We start from the raw sequence: 20,201 nt of genomic DNA, 5'->3' as shown, positions 1-20,201 counted from the left end.
TGTAGTGTTTTTTTAAAAAATAAATGAAAATGGCGTAAATGAAAATAATCTCATTTACGCCATTTTCAATAGTTTCACTTTACGATTTACTTGATCGCCTCCCATAAAATCTCTACGGGATGTTTGGCTTTTTTGCCTGTCCCGTCTGCGATCTGATGACGGCAGGATGTTCCAGGCGCTGCGATTAGGGTGGTCTCTTCTGCGTTACGTACTGCCGGAAACAAGACCATCTCTCCTATCTGCATGCTGATTTCATAATGCTCCGCCTCATAACCAAACGAACCCGCCATGCCACAGCAACCAGATGGAATTGTTTCCACGCTGTAATTTTTGGGTAAGGAAAGCATCTTCTGAGTCCATGACATGGATGACAGCGCTTTCTGATGGCAATGTCCGTGTAGCTTGATTTTCTTGGTTTCCTCAGTAAATAATTCCGCAGTGATATTTCCAGCGACAATTTCCCTTCCTATAAATTCGTCAATGATTAAAGTATGGAACTTCAGTTTCTTTGCTCCCTCGACCAATTCTTTTCCCACCAACCTTGGATATTCATCCCTAAAACCCAAAATTGCTGAAGGTTCAATCCCTACGAGAGGATGGTCACCATCAATGATATCCTGAAAAATCCTCACATTAGCCTCTGCATGTTTTTTTGCTTTTTCGAGCAAACCCTTCGACAAAGCTGAACGACCGCTTTCCTCATGATTTACCACTTTGACATCATAGCCTAACTTCTTCAAAAGCTTGATCGCAGTAATTCCTATTTCGGTATCGTTATGATTTGTAAATTCATCTATAAAAAGATACAGGGATTTGATTACAGAGGTTTTTTCAGGAAGTTTGCTGTAATTATTCTTGTACCATTTTTTCAAACTCACCTTGCTAATTTCGGGTAGGTTTCTCTTTGGTGCCACACCCAAAACCGATTTCATCAATCCTCCAGTAATCTCATTCGACAAAGTGAAATTGGCAAGACCGGGAACGATGGCCGCCAATCCATTCAACTCATTGATATGGGCAAAGGCTTTGGACCGCAACGGAACCCCGTGGGTTTTCTGGTATTGATATAGAAATTCCGCTTTCATCGAAGCCATGTCGACATTGGATGGACATTCAGCAGTACAGCCTTTGCAGGAAAGGCATAGTTCCAAGGCCTCTTTGATCTCCGGATGGTCAAAGGCATTTTCTTTTTTGTCCAAAGTCAAAAACTCACGTAAAGTATTGGCCCTTCCACGGGTAGTATCTTTCTCATTTCTGGTAGCCTGATAACTAGGGCACATCGTACCGCCTGAAGCCGGCAATTTGCGGCAGTCTCCCGAGCCGTTGCATTTCTCCGCTAGCCTCAATATGCCTCCTGAAGCACTGAAATCAATAAGGGTATCTTGTTTGGGTGTCACCATTTCGGCTTCATACCTCAAAGAAGTATTCATCGGTGCGGTATCTACAATCTTGCCGGGATTGAAAATATTTTCAGGATCCCAAGTGTATTTGACCCGGCGGAGCAATTGGTAATTTTCCTCTCCCACCATCATGGGGATAAATGGCGCGCGGACACGGCCGTCTCCATGTTCACCGCTGAGTGAACCATTGTATTTTTTGACCAACTTGGCAGAAGCCTCCGAGATCCTATAAAACTCCTCCTGATCGGCTTTTTTCTTCAAATCCAAAATCGGCCGCATGTGGATTTCGCCTGCACCGGCGTGGGCATAGTGCACAGGATTTTGATTGAATCCCTTCAGGATATCATCCAATTCATCAATATAATCCGCCAAATCATCGATGTCCACGGCGGTATCTTCGATACAAGCTACTGCCTTTGGGTCGCCGGGAATATTCGCCAACAGTCCCAAACCTGCACTCCGCAATGCCCAAGCTGACTTGGTCAAATCAGGTCCGATCACAGGATAGGCATATCCCAAACCAGCAGCTTTCAGGTCAGCTATGAGTTTATCTCCCTTTTCTCTCGCCTCAGATTCAGTCTTTCCGGTGAATTCAATCATCAGCAATGCCATCGGATCGCCTTCGACGAAATAGCGGTTTTTGCTGTATTCAATGCTTTGTTTGGTGCAATCCAAAATTATTTTGTCCATCAACTCTACGGCTGTCGCCGGATGCTTCATCGCTACCTGTGCGGCTTTCATGCTTTGATGGATGGATTCAAAATGCGCAGCCACCACAATTTCCAACGGATCGGGCACAGGATCCAAGAGGATTTTGATCTCTGTGGTGAAGGCCAAAGTTCCCTCCGAGCCGGCCAACAGCTTGCAGAAATTGAATTTTCCTCCACCTTCGGCAAATATTTCAGACTCTAAAAGCACATCTACTGCATAGCCGGTGTTGCGCCGGTGAATGGTTTTCTTCGGAAATTGTTCTTCGATGTTTTTTTGGTTTTCCGGATTGGAAAGTTCCTTTTTGGCCTGACGGTAAAGCTGTCCTTCCAAAGTATCGAGCCGGCATTTAGCTTCAAATTCAGTTTGGGACAATTCGTCAAATACAACCTGCGAGCCATCACTCAAAAAGACTTTCAACTCCAAAACCTTATCCCTTGTCGTCCCATAGACGATGGAAGTGGTGCCGCAGGAATTGTTTCCCACCATCCCGCCGATCATGGCACGGTTAGCGGTGGAAGTAATAGGGCTAAAGAACAAACCGTGAGGTTTCAAAAATTGGTTGAGTTCATCACGGACTACTCCCGGCTGCACACGAACCCATTTTTCTTCTTTGTTGAATTCCAGGATTTCGGTAAAGTTTTTTGCCACATCCACCACGATACCATTACCGACGCACTGTCCTGCAAGTGAGGTTCCCGCTGTCCTGGGGATCAGGGAAGTTTTGTTTTTACCTGCGAAAAGGATCAGTTTTTGGATGTCGGACTCTGATTTTGGGAATGCAACAGCCAAAGGAATCTCCCGATACACGGAAGCATCAGTGGCATATAGTGTTTTTGTAAGTGAGTCAAATTTAAGTTCCCCTTCTAATTGGGTAGCCAAATTCTCCAATAAAGGCAACAGGTTAGGTTTGGTCAAAGTCATGGTTCAAAAATAAATAAAAGAAACAGGGTATCTGACATGTTGTTTGGTGCAATTGGAAATAAATTAAAAAAGGTCGGATGACCGATGACCGATGCTAAGGGTTTGGATGGGCCGAAATGGTTTTCAATAGTCTTAAGGAAGGTTAGATATCGAAAGAAATTTCCATCTCGGTGGACAGTTGACAGTGGACCGTTGACTTGAAAAAATTTCCTCTTCAACCTTTTATATCAACTGTTTTTTTCTTTAATTGAATTATGAACCAAAAATAATAATCCATGTCAGGCGGAACATCAGTTTTTAACATGCTCTCTTCTTTGAAAAACAACCGAAATATCAAGTCCGGAAGAAATAAATTGGGAGATAATCCTTACAGTTCGAAATCTGTGGGTTCTGAAAAACGAAATTCAAACCATACCAAAGAATTGATGAAGCACAGGTTTGAGAGGAAGGATTTTTCAACCAAGTTGACCAAATGGGTTTATGTGGCTTTGGTTTTGGTGATTTTGGTTTTTTGGATTTATTTTCTTTTAATCAAATAACATTTTCGTTTGCACATGGGTGGCATAATGACCGCTTCCTATATACCTTCTCGAAACAAAATGTTTCATACCTGATTATCACCCCACCTTTGCGCAAAAACTCTATTTGGAGCGCGCCGCTTCACTGAATTTGAATCAATTTGTGCAATTCTGTTATGGTTGTCAAACAATACTTTTCAAGTTCCTTGTTTTTAATTCCTTGTTTGGATAACAATTCATGGAGTCTTTTGAGTCCTTCATCTACAATTACTTTTGAATTTGCGTACGAAAAATAAACAAATCTCCATTCTACACCAACTCCTAAGTCAGGATGCAAAATTGGATGTTCTATGTCTCCCTTAGGATGAATAGCCATGTCACGAAATCTGAATATTTCCTTTAATGTTTGTTTCAGTATTTTGTATCCTTCTTTATCTAGTTTAAATCCTTGCCGTACTGTTTCAGCTATTTGAATATACCTCGATGTCCTATTTTCTTTCCATTTTTCTGTTAACTCCTTTGGAATGTTAATCTTGCTCTTTACTGTTCCATAGAATGAGTCAATAGCTATTGCCATTGCAATAATTGATTGCATGGAGGCTTCAAATTCCTTTTCAAGAGTCTCTGCTTTTTGTTCCTCATCATTTCCTTTCCATGCTTCCTGTCGCCTTTGATTATATAACCTACAATTTTCTAAATGTTCAATGGCGAATTTAATCCAAGTCGGCATTACATCAAAATGAAGGCTTAGAACAACTTCAGCTTTGACGGCTCCGTCTTCATCAACAATGAATTTGAAGTCCTCCGGTTTAATTGCAACCGTCATTCCCTTTCTAAAAAAAACACCTGTCATATCGGTTTATTTTCTCTTTTTTTGTGAAAATATTTACTATAAAACTAAAAGAATTTTTTATTCTAATCTGTATAAACCCCTATTTCCCCAAAAATACCGTCTCTCTTTTCTCTGCTGACTTTCTGGCGGCATCGAGGATCTCGGCGACAATCATGTTGTTGGTCAGAGAATAAAGGCTGTAGTCTTCCACTTGGATTTTGCCTCGGATCACCTCTGCGAAATAGGAAAAGGGGTCCACATAGACACCCACTTCATCGGGCCGAACTTCGAAGGTTTTTTCCTCAGGATTGTTCCAAGTTCGTGTCCGCATCTTTGATCTGTTTTCGCTAATAACCTGACCTGTTTTGCCGTAGACTTCCATGTCCTTCCTGTCAAAAGGCCAATTCCAAGAGGCTTGGATAATCGCTTGCGCATCTCCATAATCCAAAATGATCGTCGCCTCATCATCCACTTTGGAATAAATGTCCGGCTTGTAGGTATTGGTGATGGCTGTAACGGAAATCGGCTTTCGCCCTTCCATCAGGTAAGTCATGATATTGGCACCATAGCAACCAAAGTCAATCAGCGCTCCTCCACCATTTTGAACCGGATCCGTCAGCCAATCCAAAAACTCCTTCCCTACCCCGATTTCCTTGGGACCTCGGTGTCCGTGATGGAATACGGCTTTGCGGATCGGGCCATAGGCTTCCTTATCCTGAAGCAATTGGTAAGTCTTTTCAGTACTTGCATACCACGAAGTTTCAAAGTTGGTGAGGAGATGAATTTCGTATTTTTTGGCCAAGGCTTCCATTTTCTTGGCTTGCTCTAGAGAATATGTCAGCGGCTTTTCTACCATGACATGAATCCCACGCGGAGCAGCAAGTTCCACCGCTTCCAAATGGTCATAAATGGAACCAAAAGCCAATACTGCTTCCGGACTCGTTGCAACAAGCATCGCTTTGGCATCGGTAAAAAATAGTTTTTGATCCAAGTTGTAGCGCTTTGCATAGCTTGCAGCAAGCGCTACATCCGGTTCATAGATTCCCACCAAGTCCACATCGGTTTTATCCTTTCTGTTAAAAATCCAAGGCGAATGCCCGTGAGAAAGTCCCATCATCGCCATACGAACAGGTTGCTTATTGCTTTGCTGTGCAAAGGAGAGTTGAAAAAAAGAGAAACAGATGAAAAGAAAAAGGAGGAGGTTTTTCATGTTTTGGCTTACTTTGAGTTAGTGTATAGGAAAAGTGATTTCCTTATGCTGTGGTTAAATTTAAAGAAATATGTTCATCCGACAACTTACTTAATCCGATCCTATCCCCTATGATCTTTTGCTCTTGGCAGATCCGGAGCGGGACAGCATTGATCGGTATATTTTTAAAGCGATGATATTTGGTGGATTTATAGAAGATGAATTGGTGGGTTGCTATATTTTAGATACAAATAATCAAGGCTCAGCAGAAATCAAAAACATTGCAGTCGAAGCCAAACACCAAAATCAGGGAATTGGAAAAAGTCTGCTGACTCATGCAATCCAGACTACAAAATCCCTTTATAAACAACAATTGATCATCGCAACAGCTGATACCAGCACCATGCAGTTGGGGCTATATCAAAAAACAGGTTTCAAAATTATAGAAGTCCAAAAAGACTATTTTCCCAAGCACTACAAAAATCCGATTTTCGAAAACGGAATGCAGTGTGTGGATAGGATTGTGTTGAGGATGGAGTTGTGAGAATAGTTTGACCCTACTTAGTCATGCTAGATAATTTTAATTCTAAATCGTAACAATACCCAAGGTCCCTTTAGGGACATAATATGGGTAAAATAATTAATCAATCGAATGGATTTTGTGCCTTTAGGTACAACATATATTCCGTACCTAAAGGCACGGCCACCGATGATTTGACAAGCTTTTCTACCAAGATATTGTCCCTAAAGGGACAAAAGGAATTGTTCAAGGTTTTGGATCAGTAAAAATAGAGGAATTTAGAATACTCTGTTCCCTACACTACTCCTCCCCCAAACTTTATTTCCTTACCTTTGCCCCATGTCAGATAATACCTCTTCCTCCCATTCCCGATTTTTAAAGAACCTTTCAATCGATGCATTCAATGAGATGCAATCGGACTTTATAGAATCCGCTGCCAAAACAGACAATATCATGCTATTGGCACCTACCGGTTCGGGGAAGACATTGGCTTACCTGATTCCTTTGGTGGATGCACTTCAGGAAGACCTAAAGGAAGTACAGGCGCTGATTATCGTCCCGTCACGAGAGTTGGCTATACAGATCGAGCAGGTTTTTAAAGGGATGAAAACTCCTTTCAAAGTAAGTACTGTCTATGGCGGTCATGCCATGAAGGTCGAGCAAAACAGTCTCAGCGAAGCACCAGCTGTGGTGATAGGAACGCCCGGCCGACTTTCTGACCATGTTGAAAAAGGATCATTTGATACCCAGGGAATCAAAATGATCATCTTGGATGAATTTGACAAGTCGCTACAGATGGGTTTCCATGAGCAACTCCGGGTCATATTCCGAGGATTGAAAACCCAAACCCAGCGACATTTATTGACTTCAGCGACGGTTTTAGATCGATTGCCTGAATTTCTGCCTTTCAGCAATCCGACTACTATCAATTACCTGCAGGACGAGGAAGAATCCAAACTTGAACTCAAGCTTGTCCATACTTCGAGCAAGGAAAAAGTCCAGGTATTGATGCGCTTGGTAGCAGGATTTCAGAATGAACCCTGCCTTGTTTTTTGCAACCACCGCGATGCTGTGGACAGAATCAGTATGCTGCTGACAGGAAATGGGTTTGAACACGGAGTATTACATGGTGGAATGGAGCAGATTGATAGGGAAAAGAATCTCATCAAGTTCAGGAGTGGGGTTTATAATTTATTAATTGCTACCGACCTAGCTTCAAGGGGATTAGATATTCCTGAAATCATGCATGTCGTCCATTACCAGTTGCCGATCAGGAAAGATGCCTTCATCCACCGAAATGGGCGAACTGCCAGGATGCATGCTGAGGGAAACAGCTACCTCGTCTTGGCTAATGATGAAGTTTTGCCTGATTATATTGATAAATCCGTCGAGGAAATCACCGTTACGGATGAACTGCAACCTGTACAGCCTTCTGCATTTGCGTGTCTGTACATTAGTGCCGGCAAAAAAGATAAAATCAGTAAAGGCGACATTGTGGGTTTGCTGACGCAAAAGGGAGGGTTGACCACGGCAGATATTGGATTGATCACGCTTTTGGATTTCTCTTCCTATGTGGCAGTCAAAAGATCTAAAGTCGAAAGAACCCTTGACAAAATCCGGAATGAAAAACTGAAGAAAAGTAAGGTGAAGATAGAGGTGGCTAGATAAACTGCCGTCACCCTGGAGGAACGAAGGGTCTCTTTGTAAATTGTTGTAATTGTTATAGTTGTTGTAATGGTTGTCTGGAATTTAGGTTAAAGGGTTATTTGATTAATTGGTTAAATGATTTGGGTTTAATTGGTTATTTGGTTAACTGAATCTCCTTAATCTAGTTTATTTCATCCCGAAACGTGCAAGATTACAACATCAAAACGGAATGATAGAATAGCAATGAGGTATTCTTTATTGTTTCCAATTTCACCAATCCCCACTCAATTTTTTCGCAACTTCCAAACTACTGTCTTTCCCACCTAGGAACCTTACAATTTTTTAAACCTCCTACACCTCTTACCTTTAACTTCTCACTGTCAAGCTACTTGGTACATTGTACTTCGTACCTTCCGGTACTTAATCCCTTCCCCCTTCTTGTTTACTATTTATATACTTTTAAACTTAACAAAAACCTAACTTTTACTAAATACTAGTCCTCATATTACCCCCAATGTTAACAGTAAAAATGGCTTATTTTTCATAATAATGCATTTTTTGTATTCCTTAACACAGAATTAATTCACTTTAAGTTAACTTTTTCTTAACCGCAAAAAATTCTCAAAAGTTTAGCTTTGGTAAAACTTTTAAACTTAAAGCTATTAAACATTTCTACCAAAAAAACATGAAAACGGCAAAATTACAGCAAGTCGGATGGATGTTGATCCTTTTTTTCGGATTGACACTATCAGCCTTAGCCCAGGAAAAAAGGGTCGAGGGAAAAATATCTGACCCGGCAGGGCAACCGCTTCCAGGAACCAGCGTCCTGGTCAAAGGAACCAATAGAGGCACAGTAGCTGATCTGGATGGTTTGTACAACATCATGGCAATTCCTACCGACACTTTGACTTTCTCCTTTATTGGTTTTGAGAAAATGGACAGACTGGTCGGGAATTCCTCCATCATCAATATTACTTTAATGGAAGGTATCGAGATCGGCGAAGTGGTAGTGACTGCACTCGGTATGGAAAGGGACGCTAAGGCTTTGGGCTATGCAGTTCAGACCGTGGGAGGCGACAGGTTTACAGAAGCTAGAGAGACCAATGTCTTGAATTCCTTGAGCGGACGTGTTGCCGGGGTGCAAATCACCAATGGATCGAGTACTTTGGGCGGTTCCACAAGGGTAACCATCCGAGGAGAATCTTCTTTGAACATCAATGCCAACCAACCGCTATTCGTAGTGGACGGTATCCCTATCAGTAACAATATCGTCGGTTCATCGGGCCGTGGTGGCTTGGAAGTCGATTACGGCAACTCCGCCGGAGAGATCAATCCTGACGATATTGCTTCTATGACAGTTTTGAAAGGTCCTGCGGCAGCAGCATTATATGGTTCCCGAGCTGCCAACGGCGCAATTCTGATCACTACCAAATCTGGAAAAGGCAAAAAAGGGTTGGGTGTGACCATCAATTCCAATACTACTTTTGAAAGTCCTTTGGTCATGCCGCAGTGGCAGGATAAATATGGGCAAGGTAACAACGGCCAATTTGCATTTGTAAACGGTGCAGGCGCAGGAAATGCAGATGGAGTCGATGAAAGCTGGGGTCCTGAAATGGACAAAGGACTGAACATCCCTCAATTTGACTCCCCTAGAAATATTCCCGGATTCCGAGGTGGTGACTTGAATGCTCCTGCAGGAAGTACAATCAATGCAATACCGTGGGTTTCCCAAAAAGACAACATCAATAACTTTTTCCAGACAGGTGTCACTTTGGCAAATAACGTCTCTATCGCCGGAGAAAACGACAAAGCCAATGTACGCTTCTCATGGACCAATCTGGATCAAAAAGGAATCGTGCCCAACACAGATTTGAAGAGAAATACCTTGGCGCTAAATTCAGGCATCAACATCATCCCTGAGAAACTGACCTTGAATACCACGGTCAATTACCAAAATACCACTTCAGGAAACAGACCAAACATCAGCTACGGCACTGAAAGTTTGATGTACCTGTGGATTTGGTATGGACGTCAGGTCAACACAAATAACCTTAGGGATTATTGGATGCCGGGCTTGGAAGATGTGCAGCAGTTCAATTACAATTATAACTACCACGACAACCCTTACTTTACTGTCTATGAAAATACCAACGGACAGCAAAAAGGCAGGGTATTCGGTAATGTGTCTTTGAATTATAAAATCACTGACAAACTCAATCTGATGGTCAGGACAGGTCTTGACACTTACAATGAATTGAGAGATAGAAAAAGAGCATTCTCTACCCAGCGGTTTCCAAGAGGACATTACAGGGAGGATAATATTTTCTTCAGTGAAAGAAACTCAGATTTCTTGCTTTCCTATTCAGAAACTGGCAAAGGAACATGGACATACAATGTCGCACTCGGTGGTAACCTTATGTCTCAGGAAAACAGGTTCCAACAAGTAGTAGCGCCTGAATTGTTGATCCCAGGAATTTATAATTTGACAAATACGGCCGTTGCACTTCAGATTGACCAGTTCAACTCCAAGAAGAAGATCAATTCACTCTATGGATTTGGACAGATCGGTTTCAAGAATATCTTGTTTTTGGATATCACAGGCAGAAATGACTGGTCATCCACTTTGCCGGTCAACAACAATTCCTATTTCTATCCTTCGGTTACTTTAAGTGCTATTGTCTCCGATATGATCCAAATGCCAAGAAATGTAAGTTTGGTAAAAGTGAGAGCTGCCTATGCCGAAGTTGGAAATGATACAAGCCCCTACAGCTTGACCAATGTGTTCAACAACCAGATCGCTTGGGGTTCTAACCAAGCAAAAACTGAATCTTCGGTTCTTTCCAATGCCGATCTCCGACCTGAAAGAACTGCCTCTTCTGAATTCGGTCTTGACTTGAGATTCTTCGAAGGAAGACTCGGTTTGGATGTCACGTATTATGACAATGTCACCCGCGACCAGATCATTCCAATCACTTTGGATATTGCCACAGGATACAACAGCCGGATCATCAACGCCGGTAAAATCCAGAACCGTGGTATTGAAATAGTAGCCTTGGCCAATCCAATTAAAAGACAAAACGGCTTCCGTTGGGACGTCATTGCTAACTTTACAAGCAACCGAGGAAGAGTATTGGAACTGACCGAAGGTTTGGATACCTATACTTTGACCGAAAGAAACGGTGCATTTGTACAAGCAAGAATAGGCGAAAGAATGGGGAATATGTATGGGGTAGGCTTCGCAAGGGTAGAGGATCAGAACAGTCCGTTTTTTGGACAGATCATCCACAATACTACCGGTACTCCTATAAGGGATTCCAAATTAAAACTTCAAGGAAACTACAATCCTGACTGGATGCTTGGTATCCAAAACAACTTTTCTTATAAAAACTTCAACCTAGGATTCTTATTTGACATCCGTTATGGAGGCATAGTGGTATCGAGGACCAAAACTATCGGAAGTACTTCAGGCCAATTGGAAGAAACACTTTTTGGAAGAGAAAACGGATATGACCTGACTGTAGAAGGTAACGGAATCATCAGCCCCGGTGTCATCCAGAATGCTGACGGATCTTTTACCCCAAACACCATCAAAATCACTTCCCGAAACTGGCACAACAGGTATTATGAGAGAAATAATGTGGAAGCCGCACTATATGATGCATCCTATATCAAGCTGAGAGAAGTTACACTTGGATATAATTTCCCAAGGGAATTTATCAACAAGACTCCTTTCCAAGATATCAAAATCTCTTTTGTAGCACGGAACCTAGCGCTGTGGACCGAAAACCCGCACTTCGATCCTGAGACATTGTCAATGTCAGGTGGAACATTACAGCCGGGAGTCGAAAATATGGCTTTCCCATCTACTAGAAGTCTCGGGTTTAATATCAACCTTAAGTTTTAACCAGAAAAATTTCTGAACATATATTTGTTATGAAAACCAATATCAAAAAACTATTCACTGCCATACTAGCCCTTCAATTGGGTTGGTTCGCAGCATGTACAAGTGATTTTGAAGAAATCAACAGCAACCCCAACTCACCGGAAACTGTCCCGTCCTCACTATTGCTGCCGACAATTCTAAGGACTACAGCCAATCAGCATGCCGGTCAGGCATGGGGGATCGGAAACGTAGTCATGCAATACACTGCCAAAATTCAGTTTACCAATGAAGACCGCTACAATTGGGGTCCTTTCGGTGATCCTTATGGAAGCTTCTTCAATGCCCAGAGAGACATTGCCAACATCATCAAAATCTCTGAACCTCTAGGCCAAAACAACTATGTCGGCATAGCCAAAGTGGTCCGGGCGATGCAATATTCCTTTATGACAGACGCTTATGGCGAATTGCCATATTCAGAGGCTATTCAGGCAAAAGCCGGTATCAACTATCCGGTTTTCGATTCCCAAGAAGCGATTTACGAAGGCATCCTAAAAGATTTGAGAGAAGCAAATGAGCTTTTGGGTTCAAGTACAGAAGCAGTCCGTGGTGATATCATTTTTGGAGGAAACATAGCTAACTGGAAGAAGTTTGCCAATTCTCTCAGGATACGGGTATTGATGAGGATTTCTTTGAGAAAAAATCCATCAACAGAATTGCAACAAATCCTGGCTAATCCCACACAGTTTCCGATTTTTACCGGAAATGGTGACCATGCTGTATTGCAGCATTTGCCTGATGTGCCCAATCAGCACAACCTTTACACCACCCGGTCAGGTTCTTTTGATGAATACAGGCTGAGCAAAAACATGGAGCTTACTTTAAAAGGTTTAAACGATGCGAGGCTTTTTGCCTATGCCCAACCTACCAATGCTTCTGCTGCCGGCATCGTGGGAAATCCAGCTGATTACAGTGGAGTGCCAAATGGCCTTTCGGATGAGGAAGCACTTCAATATTCGCCTTCCGGCGATCCTACAAAAGGAGGTTCAAATTTCATCTCCAGGGTAGGTTTCCTTTGGACATGCGCAGCATGTACCCCTCGTGCCAACCCAATAGGCTACCAATCTATTCTCATGAATTACTCTGAATTGCAGTTTTTGCTAGCAGAAGCCAGAGAAAGAGGGTATATCACTACAGGTTCAGCAGAAGAATTTTACTTGAATGGCATCAATGCTTCCTTTGATTACTATGAAGCAAGATACAGGGTCGTAAATCTTCCCCAGATCGCAGATAGATTAAACTTCGGAAATGAGTATTTTACCCAGCCAAATGTAGCCTACACCGGAACGCAGGCGGAAAAATTAGCCAAAATCGGAACTCAAAAATGGATAGCCCTATATTTCTCCGGACTTGAAAATTGGTACGATTGGAGAAGAACCGGGATTCCAAATATAGTTCCTGGTCCGGCTGCATTCGAACCAACTGTCCCAAGAAGGTTTATGTATCCTTCTTCTGTTCAGGCATTAAATGAGGATAATTACAATGCAGCCTTGGCACGACAAGGTGAGGACCGAATAACCACACGGGTTTGGTGGGATTTGGCAAGATAATTTAATTGAATGACCTAAATTTTTCCTGCCTGTTCCAATTACGGAACGGGCAGGATTTTTAAACAATACCCATGAAAAACAACCGAAGAGAATTTCTTAAACAGGCAGCTATTTTTTCAGGAAGTATGGCACTTTGGGGAGGAATCCCACAGGCTATCCAAAATGCAATGGCCATCAGCCCGGAAGCAGGTACTACTTTTTTAGATGCGGAGCATATCGTTTTTCTGATGCAGGAAAACAGGTCTTTTGACCATGCATTGGGTTCTCTCCAGGGAGTCCGTGGCTTCAACGACCCGCGGGCGATCAAGTTGGCCAATGGCCTGCCTGTTTGGCTGCAGCCTGACAAAGCAGGAAATACCTATAAGCCCTTCCACCTTGATATCCAAAACACCAAAGCTACTTGGATGGGCGATATTCCTCATTCTTGGGAAAATCAAGTTGATGCACGGAACGAAGGGAAATACGACGGCTGGGTAGAATCCAAAAGACCCGGAAACAAGGAATTTAGCCACGTGCCCTTGACCATGGGCTATTACAAAAGAGAAGATATTCCTTTTTATTATGCATTGGCAGATGCCTTTACTGTCTGCGACCAGCATTTTTGCTCGGCACTGACCGGCACCACGACCAACAGGATGTATTTTTGGACAGGAAAAAGCAGGAATCCCAAAGATGGTTTTTCTGTAGTCCGCAATTCCGAAGCTACTTTTTCCAAAGAGGTAGATTGGAAAACTTATCCTGAAAGATTGGAGGAAAACGGAGTTTCATGGCGGGTTTACCAAAATGAAATCAGCTTGTCCTCAGGATTAGAAGATGAAGACGAATCATTTTTGGCCAACTTCACAGACAATAACCTGGAGTGGTTCAAGCAATACCACGTCCGCTTTGCCAAAAGCCATTATCCATTTTTACAGAAAGCAGAAAAAGAACTTCTAAAATCCATCGCTGATCTAGAGGCTGCGATGAAATCCAATCCTGTGGAAGGTCAGGAAATAGCACTTGGAGAAAACAAAACCAAATTGGCGTATGTCCAAGCGACCTTGGTCAAGTACCATCCGGACAACTTTGACAAGCTTTCTGACTTTGAGAAAAACCTCCACCAAAAAGCATTTACGATCAATTCTGAAGACCCTAATTTCCATCAGACAGAATGGATGGAATACGAAAAAGACGGAGAAGCCTTCAAAACCAAAATCCCCAAGGGAGACATCCTCCACGAATTTCGAAAAGATGTCAAAGAAGGAAAGCTCCCGACTGTATCTTGGCTAGTCGCTCCACAAAAATTTTCCGACCACCCTTCCGCACCTTGGTATGGTGCTTGGTATGTCTCTGAGGCCATGAACATCCTGACAGAAAATCCTGAAGTCTGGAAGAAGACTATTTTTATCCTCAATTACGATGAGAACGACGGGTATTTTGACCATATCCCTCCTTTTGTTGCACCGCATCCCACAGATCCAAATTCAGGGAAAGTTACCGGAGGCATTCAGACCAAAGACGAATTTGTCACCATGGAGGAAGAACTTTCCAAGCCTGGGATGAAGGAGAAAAACGCTCGCCAAAGTCCGATTGGTTTGGGATATAGGGTTCCGCTGATCATCGCCTCCCCATGGACACGTGGCGGTTGGGTCAATTCTGAAGTCTGTGACCTGACTTCGTCCCTGATGTTTTTAGAGAAATTTCTAAAACACAAAACCGGAAAAGACATCACAGAAGACAATATCAGCAGTTGGCGAAGGACCGTTTGCGGTGACCTCACTTCTGCTTTCAGACCTTATGATGGCGAGAAAATAGATTTTCCAAAACCCGTAGTACAGCAAGAATTTATGAAAATGATCCACCAAGCAAGTTTCAAAAACCTGCCTGACAACTTCGGCCCTTTGAAATCAGAAGAAATCCAAGCTGTCAAAAAAACCGGGAGAAAATCCAAAGTCCTGCCCAAACAAGAAGCCGGAACAAGAAATTCCAATGCGCTTCCTTACGAATTATACCTTGATGGGGCAATGGATTATTTTCAGCAATCATTCAGGATAGTTTTTCAAAATTCTGATAAGGTGTTTGGGAAAAAGACCGCAGGTGTTCCTTTCCAGGTCTATGCCCCTGCCAAATACTTAGAAAACGGCAAATGGATGCCGATGAAAGTCTGGTCTTTTGCCTTGGAGGCGGGAACAGACCTAGATTACCAATGGCCACTTGTCAATTTTGAAAACGGACATTACCACTTGGATGCTTATGGTCCAAATGGTTTTTATAGATGTTTCAAAGGAATGAGAAACGAGCCTTTGGTGGAAATCAGTGCTACCTATAACATTGAGGATCCAAAAAACCCGCTTCTCACGCTCCAAATCCAAAATCTCGACAAGATCAAAACATTGGAGTTTGTATTGGAAGACCAAGCCTACGGAAAGGTTCAGACGGAAATTTCAATCAATCCGAATTCCGAGAAAACAATCACCTTAGACACCAATAAAAGCTTTGGTTGGTACGATTATGCCTTGACGATCAAAGGCAATGAGTTTTTCGAAAGAAGACTTGCAGGAAGAATTGAAACCGGTCTTCCTTCCAAAACAGATCCGCAAATCGGCAACCTTACCCTTGAAAGCAATTCCTTTAACGTATGAAAAAGATATATCTGACCGGGCTTTTTTTCTTTACCCTGGCTTTTAACATTTCCGCGCAAAACTTCAAAACTGAAAACCTGATCTTTATTACCTTGGATGGTTTGAGATGGCAGGAGGTATTTTCAGGCGCAGATTCCCTGTTGGTAGTAGATACAAAATATGCCCAAGATCCTGAAAAACTCACAGAGACCTTTTGGCACCGTGACCCAAAACTCCGAAGAGAGTTGTTGATGCCATTCTTCTGGAATGTCATCGCAAAAGAAGGTCAACTGCATGGAAACAGAAAATATGGCAGCAAGGTGAATGACAAAAATAGGATGGTATTCTCCAAACCCTGCTACAATGAGATTTTTGCCGGCTACCCTGACGATGAGCGCATCAACAGCAACAGCCAAGAGAATAACCCAAATCCCAATTTCTTGGAATTTCTACAGAAGCAGCAAGGTTTTGAAAACAGGATTGCAGCATTTGCATCTTGGGATGTATTTCCTGCTATTCTCAACAGAGACCGAAATGGATTGAAACTGAATGCAGGATTTGAAAAAGCCCAAGGTGAAGATTTGACTGAAATTGAGACTTTCGTAAACCGTGCGCAAGATGAGATACGCGGCCCTTGGGGTGGAGTGAGGTTGGACTTTTTTACCCACCATTATGCAATGGAGGAGTTGAAAACCAGAAAGCCAAAAGTCCTCTATATCGGATATGGCGAGACAGACGACTACAGTCACGACGACAGATACGACCAATACTTGCTCTCCGCAAGACAGACCGATGCGTACATCCGTGAAATCTGGGATTTTGTCCAAAATGATCCGCAATACAAAGGTAAAACCACTATGGTCATCATGACTGACCATGGACGCGGCGTATATCCAAAAGTCAATTGGAAAAGCCATTCTGTCAATACCCCCAATTCGGATGAAATCTGGATTGCAGCCATTGGACCTGACACCCCGGCTTTAGGTGAAGTGAAAAAAGAAGGCCAAACCTATGCCATGCAAATAGCTAGGACAATGGTTGAATTATTGGGATTCCAATATCCTGTAGCAAAAGCAGGCGATGTCATTCCTGCAATTATGGGAAAATGAGACTTAAGGTTTTCATTGTCTTCCTTATTTTGAGTGGATGTCAATCAAAAGAGCTTGGAGAAAACCCGAATTTTTCATCCTCTCTCATGGCCTATTGGAAAGACAAGCCGATGGGTTCTATTTGGGATTTTGTACCAAAAGAAGAAATCCAAGAATTGTCCTTGGGTTGGGAATACCACGGTTGGGATACTTTGAGTGGAAAGGAAGCTGTTTTTCCCGAATTAGAAATAGGTGCTGAAGTAAATCTACCTCACCGCATACCTACTCCAAATTCCAACATCTGGTATTCGGCGGAATTTGAACTTGAAAATGGGATTTTGGCCGTGAGGGCGGATGATGGTCAGCAGGTTTGGGTCGAAGGAAATCCCATCCTTCCCGACCAAGACCACGTCTACCAAATCCCAAAAACCAAAGGAAAGATTACCATCAGGGTAATCAACTATGCCGTGGCAGGCGGTCTGACAAAAGTTGATTGGATTCCTATTGGAGTTTGGGAAAAAGCCAAAATAGATTTTGAGGAGGAAATGCAGCGAAAAGTTTTTGAAGCGAAATCCAAACTTAAAGAGGTTGATTTTGCTTCCGATAAGTTTCAAGAATTCCCGATTTGGTATTCAGATCCGGTCATTTTACCATTTGACAAAGACGAATATCTGATCAGATGGACCGGCGAAAAAGGGCACGAATCATGGCTGTATTTTGGTAATGACTCCACAGACATGCATTTTTCTACCTTGGCAACAGAAACAGAGGGAACCTATTCTGCATTTCTACCCAAAAAGAAAGCCCAATTTTTCAAGTTTGAAATGTCCAAAACCCAATCTCCGGTTTTTGAAGCCCCATCAAAAGAATCAAAAACCCAAACTAGCTTTGCCATTTGGGCAGACAGTCAAGGCGGATGGGCAGAATTTGAGAGAATTCTTCAGCAGGTTAGAGAAAAAAATCCTGATTTTACCATAGGAATCGGGGATTTGGTGGGAAACGGAAGACTGGAAAGTGAATACCAAAAATTGCTTCAATACCTCTCCCCTATTGCAGTTCCCCATTATTTGCTGCCGGGAAACCATGATTATGATGATTCATATCAAACATGGATTCCTGAAGCTTTCCGAAAAGTGCTAAAAACCGAAAGCCAAAAAAACTACTTTTCATGGCAAGATGGGCCCTGCGCTTTTATTGCTTTGGACCCGAATGAAAATTTTCCGATTGGGATCGTAGAAAATTCCGAACAATACGAATGGTTTCAATCGGAACTAAAATCTGAAAAATGGAAAGAAGCCAATTGGAAAATCATTCTGGTTCATCAGCCCCCATTCAGTCAAGGTTGGATGGGGTATCATGGGGAGAAAAGTATGGAGAATCTATTAAGGCCTGTGTGGGAATCCGGTTTGGCCGATTTGGTGATTTCAGGACATACCCATGATTATGAAAGGTTGATCTTGGATCATCAAAATGGAAAGACGGCATTTTTGATCATTGGCGGAGCGGGCGGTGGCTTGGAACCTGAAGACAAAAAAGAAGAATATCCGATGATGGACAAGCTCATCCGAGAGCATCATTTTGGTTGGATTGAGGTTACAGACAAAGGGCTTGAATTCAAAGCTATCAACCAATCAGGAAAAGTGATCGACGCTTTTTCTTTAGAGAAATAAGTCAATCGATCACCTTCAGCGCCATTTCTTTCAAATATCCCAAATCCGGAACAGGGATTTGTTCTTCCTTGGCCAATTCGTCCCAAGTTCTCATTTTGAGGGAAAGCTCAAACAAAGGGTCTTCTTCAAAAGCCACTGCTTCTCCCGAAGACATGACGCCACCTTGGTAACCCAAAGTCATCAAACTCGCCTCGGATAGCTTTTGAAGATATTCGGGGAATTTGAAAGTAAGGTAGCGCTTTGCCTGCACATGATTTTCAACCAATTTGGCTATTTTCTCAGGAAATCCGACTTCCCTCAAAAAATCAGCACCGATCTGTTCATGTCGCTTGACACCATAGCCACCCATATTTTCAAGTTGTCGGTCCATGGCAAACAAATGTCCCAAATCATGGAAGAAGGCCGCCAAAACCACTTCATTGTCATATCCTTCTTTTTGGGCAAGTTGGGCGGATTGGCACATGTGCTCAATCTGGGAAACGGGTTCACCGATATAATCTGCATGACCAAATTTCTCGTATAGGTCAAAAACCATATTGACTCTTTCTTCCTTGGAAAGGTTATCCTTCATTTTGTTGAATGTTTATAAATACTAAATTAATCTATCTATTTTGATTCAAGACGAAAGTGAAATTAAGAAAAGGTTAAATAAGAAAATGTCGAATCTAGGAGCAATTCTAGCACCCAATCATTGACTAAGACTAAATCAATAATCATAAGTTAAATGTTAACACAATAGTAACTGCATATTTTTTGACAAATAAAGGCACAAGGTTTATTTTTGCTAAACTTATGTTTGTTTGCAGCTATTTAAAATAAGGAAAGTTAACTTTCTTTCTCACCCTTAAAATTTCAAGTCCAACAATAATATTCCACATGAAAAAAGCCATCAAACTCGCAGTTTTTGACATTGCCGGAACCACCATCAAAGACAACAGCAACGTTGCAGAATCTTTCCAGCATGCTTTTCTCAATCATGGATTTGAAAAAGTCACCTTGGCAGAGGCAAACGAAAAGATGGGCTACCCAAAGCCTTTGGCCATTCAGGCAATTCTTTCCAATCACGTGACTGATAAAGCGAGCATTACTTTGGACCTCATTGATGCTATCCATGAAGATTTTGTGCAAAATATGATCGACTATTACCTCACCACTCCGGGGATTGCACCGATGGATGATGCGGAGTCTGTTTTCGAATCACTTCAGGACTTGGGCATAAAAGTCGGGTTGGATACGGGTTTTAGCAGGGACATTACGGATGTGATTTTGGAAAGAGTGGGTTGGAAAAAATCTACTCTGATAGACTTCACGGTATGTAGTGATGAAGTCGAAAGAGGCAGGCCATATCCCGATATGATCCAAGTGATGATGGATAGATTCGGAATTACAGACCCGAAAGAAGTAATCAAAATCGGTGATACAGAAGTCGATATCAATGAAGGGCGTAACGCAGGTTGTCTAATGAGCATTGGAGTGACAACAGGGGCTTTTTCTGAAGAAGATCTTCTAAAGCATCACCCCACCCACATCGTCAATTCCTTGACAGAAATTCTGGATTTGATCAGAAAATAATTGATACTAAACTCTCCAAGGGTTAAGATCCCAAACCCTCCAA

The 20,201-nt window shown here is 42.4% G+C and carries 13 protein-coding genes; 9 read left to right on the top strand and 4 right to left on the bottom strand.

Translation table 11 applies throughout. The features are described from left to right. Positions 1-86: 86 nt before the first annotated feature. A complete protein-coding gene (locus tag M3O96_RS15340; RefSeq protein WP_249721969.1) occupies positions 87-3,032 on the bottom strand; it encodes an FAD-binding and (Fe-S)-binding domain-containing protein in 2,946 nt (981 codons plus the stop codon). A gap of 275 nt (positions 3,033-3,307) precedes the next feature. Between M3O96_RS15340 and M3O96_RS15335 the strand changes: the two genes are divergently transcribed. Then, a complete protein-coding gene (locus M3O96_RS15335; RefSeq protein ID WP_249721968.1) occupies positions 3,308-3,571 on the top strand; it encodes a hypothetical protein in 264 nt (87 codons plus the stop codon). Positions 3,572-3,692: 121 nt separating this feature from the next. On the opposite strand, the gene M3O96_RS15330 is transcribed toward M3O96_RS15335, so the two are convergent. Then, positions 3,693-4,403, bottom strand: a complete 711-nt coding sequence (locus tag M3O96_RS15330; RefSeq protein ID WP_249721966.1) for a hypothetical protein — start codon at positions 4,401-4,403, stop codon at positions 3,693-3,695. A 79-nt stretch (positions 4,404-4,482) separates the two neighbouring features. After that, positions 4,483-5,592: a Gfo/Idh/MocA family protein gene (locus M3O96_RS15325; protein ID WP_249721964.1), complete on the bottom strand. Its 1,110-nt coding sequence runs from the start codon at positions 5,590-5,592 to the stop codon at positions 4,483-4,485. Positions 5,593-5,716: 124 nt separating this feature from the next. Here M3O96_RS15325 and M3O96_RS15320 point away from each other — a divergent pair, with 124 nt between their 5' ends. The 7 genes from M3O96_RS15320 (at position 5,717) to M3O96_RS15290 (ending at position 18,586) form a co-directional block, all read left to right on the top strand. Then, entirely contained in the window at positions 5,717-6,115 is a 399-nt protein-coding gene (locus tag M3O96_RS15320; protein WP_249721963.1) for a GNAT family N-acetyltransferase, read from the top strand. Between the two features lie 315 nt (positions 6,116-6,430). After that, on the top strand, positions 6,431-7,759 hold the full coding sequence (locus M3O96_RS15315) for a DEAD/DEAH box helicase (protein WP_249721962.1): 1,329 nt from the start codon (positions 6,431-6,433) through the stop codon (positions 7,757-7,759). Between the two features lie 664 nt (positions 7,760-8,423). After that, positions 8,424-11,642: a SusC/RagA family TonB-linked outer membrane protein gene (locus M3O96_RS15310; RefSeq protein ID WP_249721961.1), complete on the top strand. Its 3,219-nt coding sequence runs from the start codon at positions 8,424-8,426 to the stop codon at positions 11,640-11,642. A 29-nt stretch (positions 11,643-11,671) separates the two neighbouring features. Continuing rightward, positions 11,672-13,228 carry a SusD/RagB family nutrient-binding outer membrane lipoprotein gene (locus M3O96_RS15305; protein ID WP_249721960.1) on the top strand — a complete coding sequence of 519 codons (1,557 nt, stop codon included), beginning with the start codon at positions 11,672-11,674 and terminating at the stop codon, positions 13,226-13,228. 71 nt (positions 13,229-13,299) lie between these two features. Continuing rightward, entirely contained in the window at positions 13,300-15,849 is a 2,550-nt protein-coding gene (locus M3O96_RS15300; protein WP_249721959.1) for a phosphocholine-specific phospholipase C, read from the top strand. After that, a complete protein-coding gene (locus tag M3O96_RS15295; protein WP_249721958.1) occupies positions 15,846-16,937 on the top strand; it encodes an alkaline phosphatase family protein in 1,092 nt (363 codons plus the stop codon). Before M3O96_RS15300 ends, M3O96_RS15295 begins: the two co-directional genes overlap by 4 nt. Further along, the gene (locus M3O96_RS15290; RefSeq protein ID WP_249721957.1) at positions 16,934-18,586 is read left to right on the top strand and encodes a metallophosphoesterase family protein; all 1,653 of its coding nucleotides are present in this window, start codon (positions 16,934-16,936) and stop codon (positions 18,584-18,586) included. Before M3O96_RS15295 ends, M3O96_RS15290 begins: the two co-directional genes overlap by 4 nt. A 1-nt stretch (position 18,587) precedes the next feature. Here M3O96_RS15290 and M3O96_RS15285 read toward each other — a convergent pair whose 3' ends face one another. Then, the gene (locus tag M3O96_RS15285; protein WP_249721956.1) at positions 18,588-19,157 is read right to left on the bottom strand and encodes an HD domain-containing protein; all 570 of its coding nucleotides are present in this window, start codon (positions 19,155-19,157) and stop codon (positions 18,588-18,590) included. Positions 19,158-19,462: 305 nt separating this feature from the next. On the opposite strand from M3O96_RS15285, the gene M3O96_RS15280 reads away from it, so the two are divergent. After that, positions 19,463-20,158: an HAD-IA family hydrolase gene (locus M3O96_RS15280; RefSeq protein WP_249721955.1), complete on the top strand. Its 696-nt coding sequence runs from the start codon at positions 19,463-19,465 to the stop codon at positions 20,156-20,158. Positions 20,159-20,201: the final 43 nt, after the last annotated feature.

It is taken from the genome of Aquiflexum sp. TKW24L, assembly GCF_023502205.1.
In the GTDB taxonomy this organism is placed as follows: Bacteria; Bacteroidota; Bacteroidia; order Cytophagales; family Cyclobacteriaceae; genus Cognataquiflexum.
The sequence above is the reverse complement of the archived record's forward strand: the minus strand, read 5'-3'. Positions and strand labels throughout refer to the sequence as shown.

Bases quoted from the DNA above. Each gene is read 5' to 3' on its own strand.
- M3O96_RS15315 (WP_249721962.1), top strand. From the start codon at position 6,431: ATGTCAGATAATACCTCTTCCTCCCATTCCCGATTTTTAAAGAACCTT.
- M3O96_RS15330 (WP_249721966.1), bottom strand. From the start codon at position 4,403: ATGACAGGTGTTTTTTTTAGAAAGGGAATGACGGTTGCAATTAAACCG.
- M3O96_RS15335 (WP_249721968.1), top strand. From the start codon at position 3,308: ATGTCAGGCGGAACATCAGTTTTTAACATGCTCTCTTCTTTGAAAAAC.
- M3O96_RS15290 (WP_249721957.1), top strand. From the start codon at position 16,934: ATGAGACTTAAGGTTTTCATTGTCTTCCTTATTTTGAGTGGATGTCAA.
- M3O96_RS15305 (WP_249721960.1), top strand. From the start codon at position 11,672: ATGAAAACCAATATCAAAAAACTATTCACTGCCATACTAGCCCTTCAA.
- M3O96_RS15280 (WP_249721955.1), top strand. From the start codon at position 19,463: ATGAAAAAAGCCATCAAACTCGCAGTTTTTGACATTGCCGGAACCACC.
- M3O96_RS15340 (WP_249721969.1), bottom strand. From the start codon at position 3,032: ATGACTTTGACCAAACCTAACCTGTTGCCTTTATTGGAGAATTTGGCT.
- M3O96_RS15300 (WP_249721959.1), top strand. From the start codon at position 13,300: ATGAAAAACAACCGAAGAGAATTTCTTAAACAGGCAGCTATTTTTTCA.
- M3O96_RS15325 (WP_249721964.1), bottom strand. From the start codon at position 5,592: ATGAAAAACCTCCTCCTTTTTCTTTTCATCTGTTTCTCTTTTTTTCAA.
- M3O96_RS15295 (WP_249721958.1), top strand. From the start codon at position 15,846: ATGAAAAAGATATATCTGACCGGGCTTTTTTTCTTTACCCTGGCTTTT.
- M3O96_RS15310 (WP_249721961.1), top strand. From the start codon at position 8,424: ATGAAAACGGCAAAATTACAGCAAGTCGGATGGATGTTGATCCTTTTT.
- M3O96_RS15285 (WP_249721956.1), bottom strand. From the start codon at position 19,157: ATGAAGGATAACCTTTCCAAGGAAGAAAGAGTCAATATGGTTTTTGAC.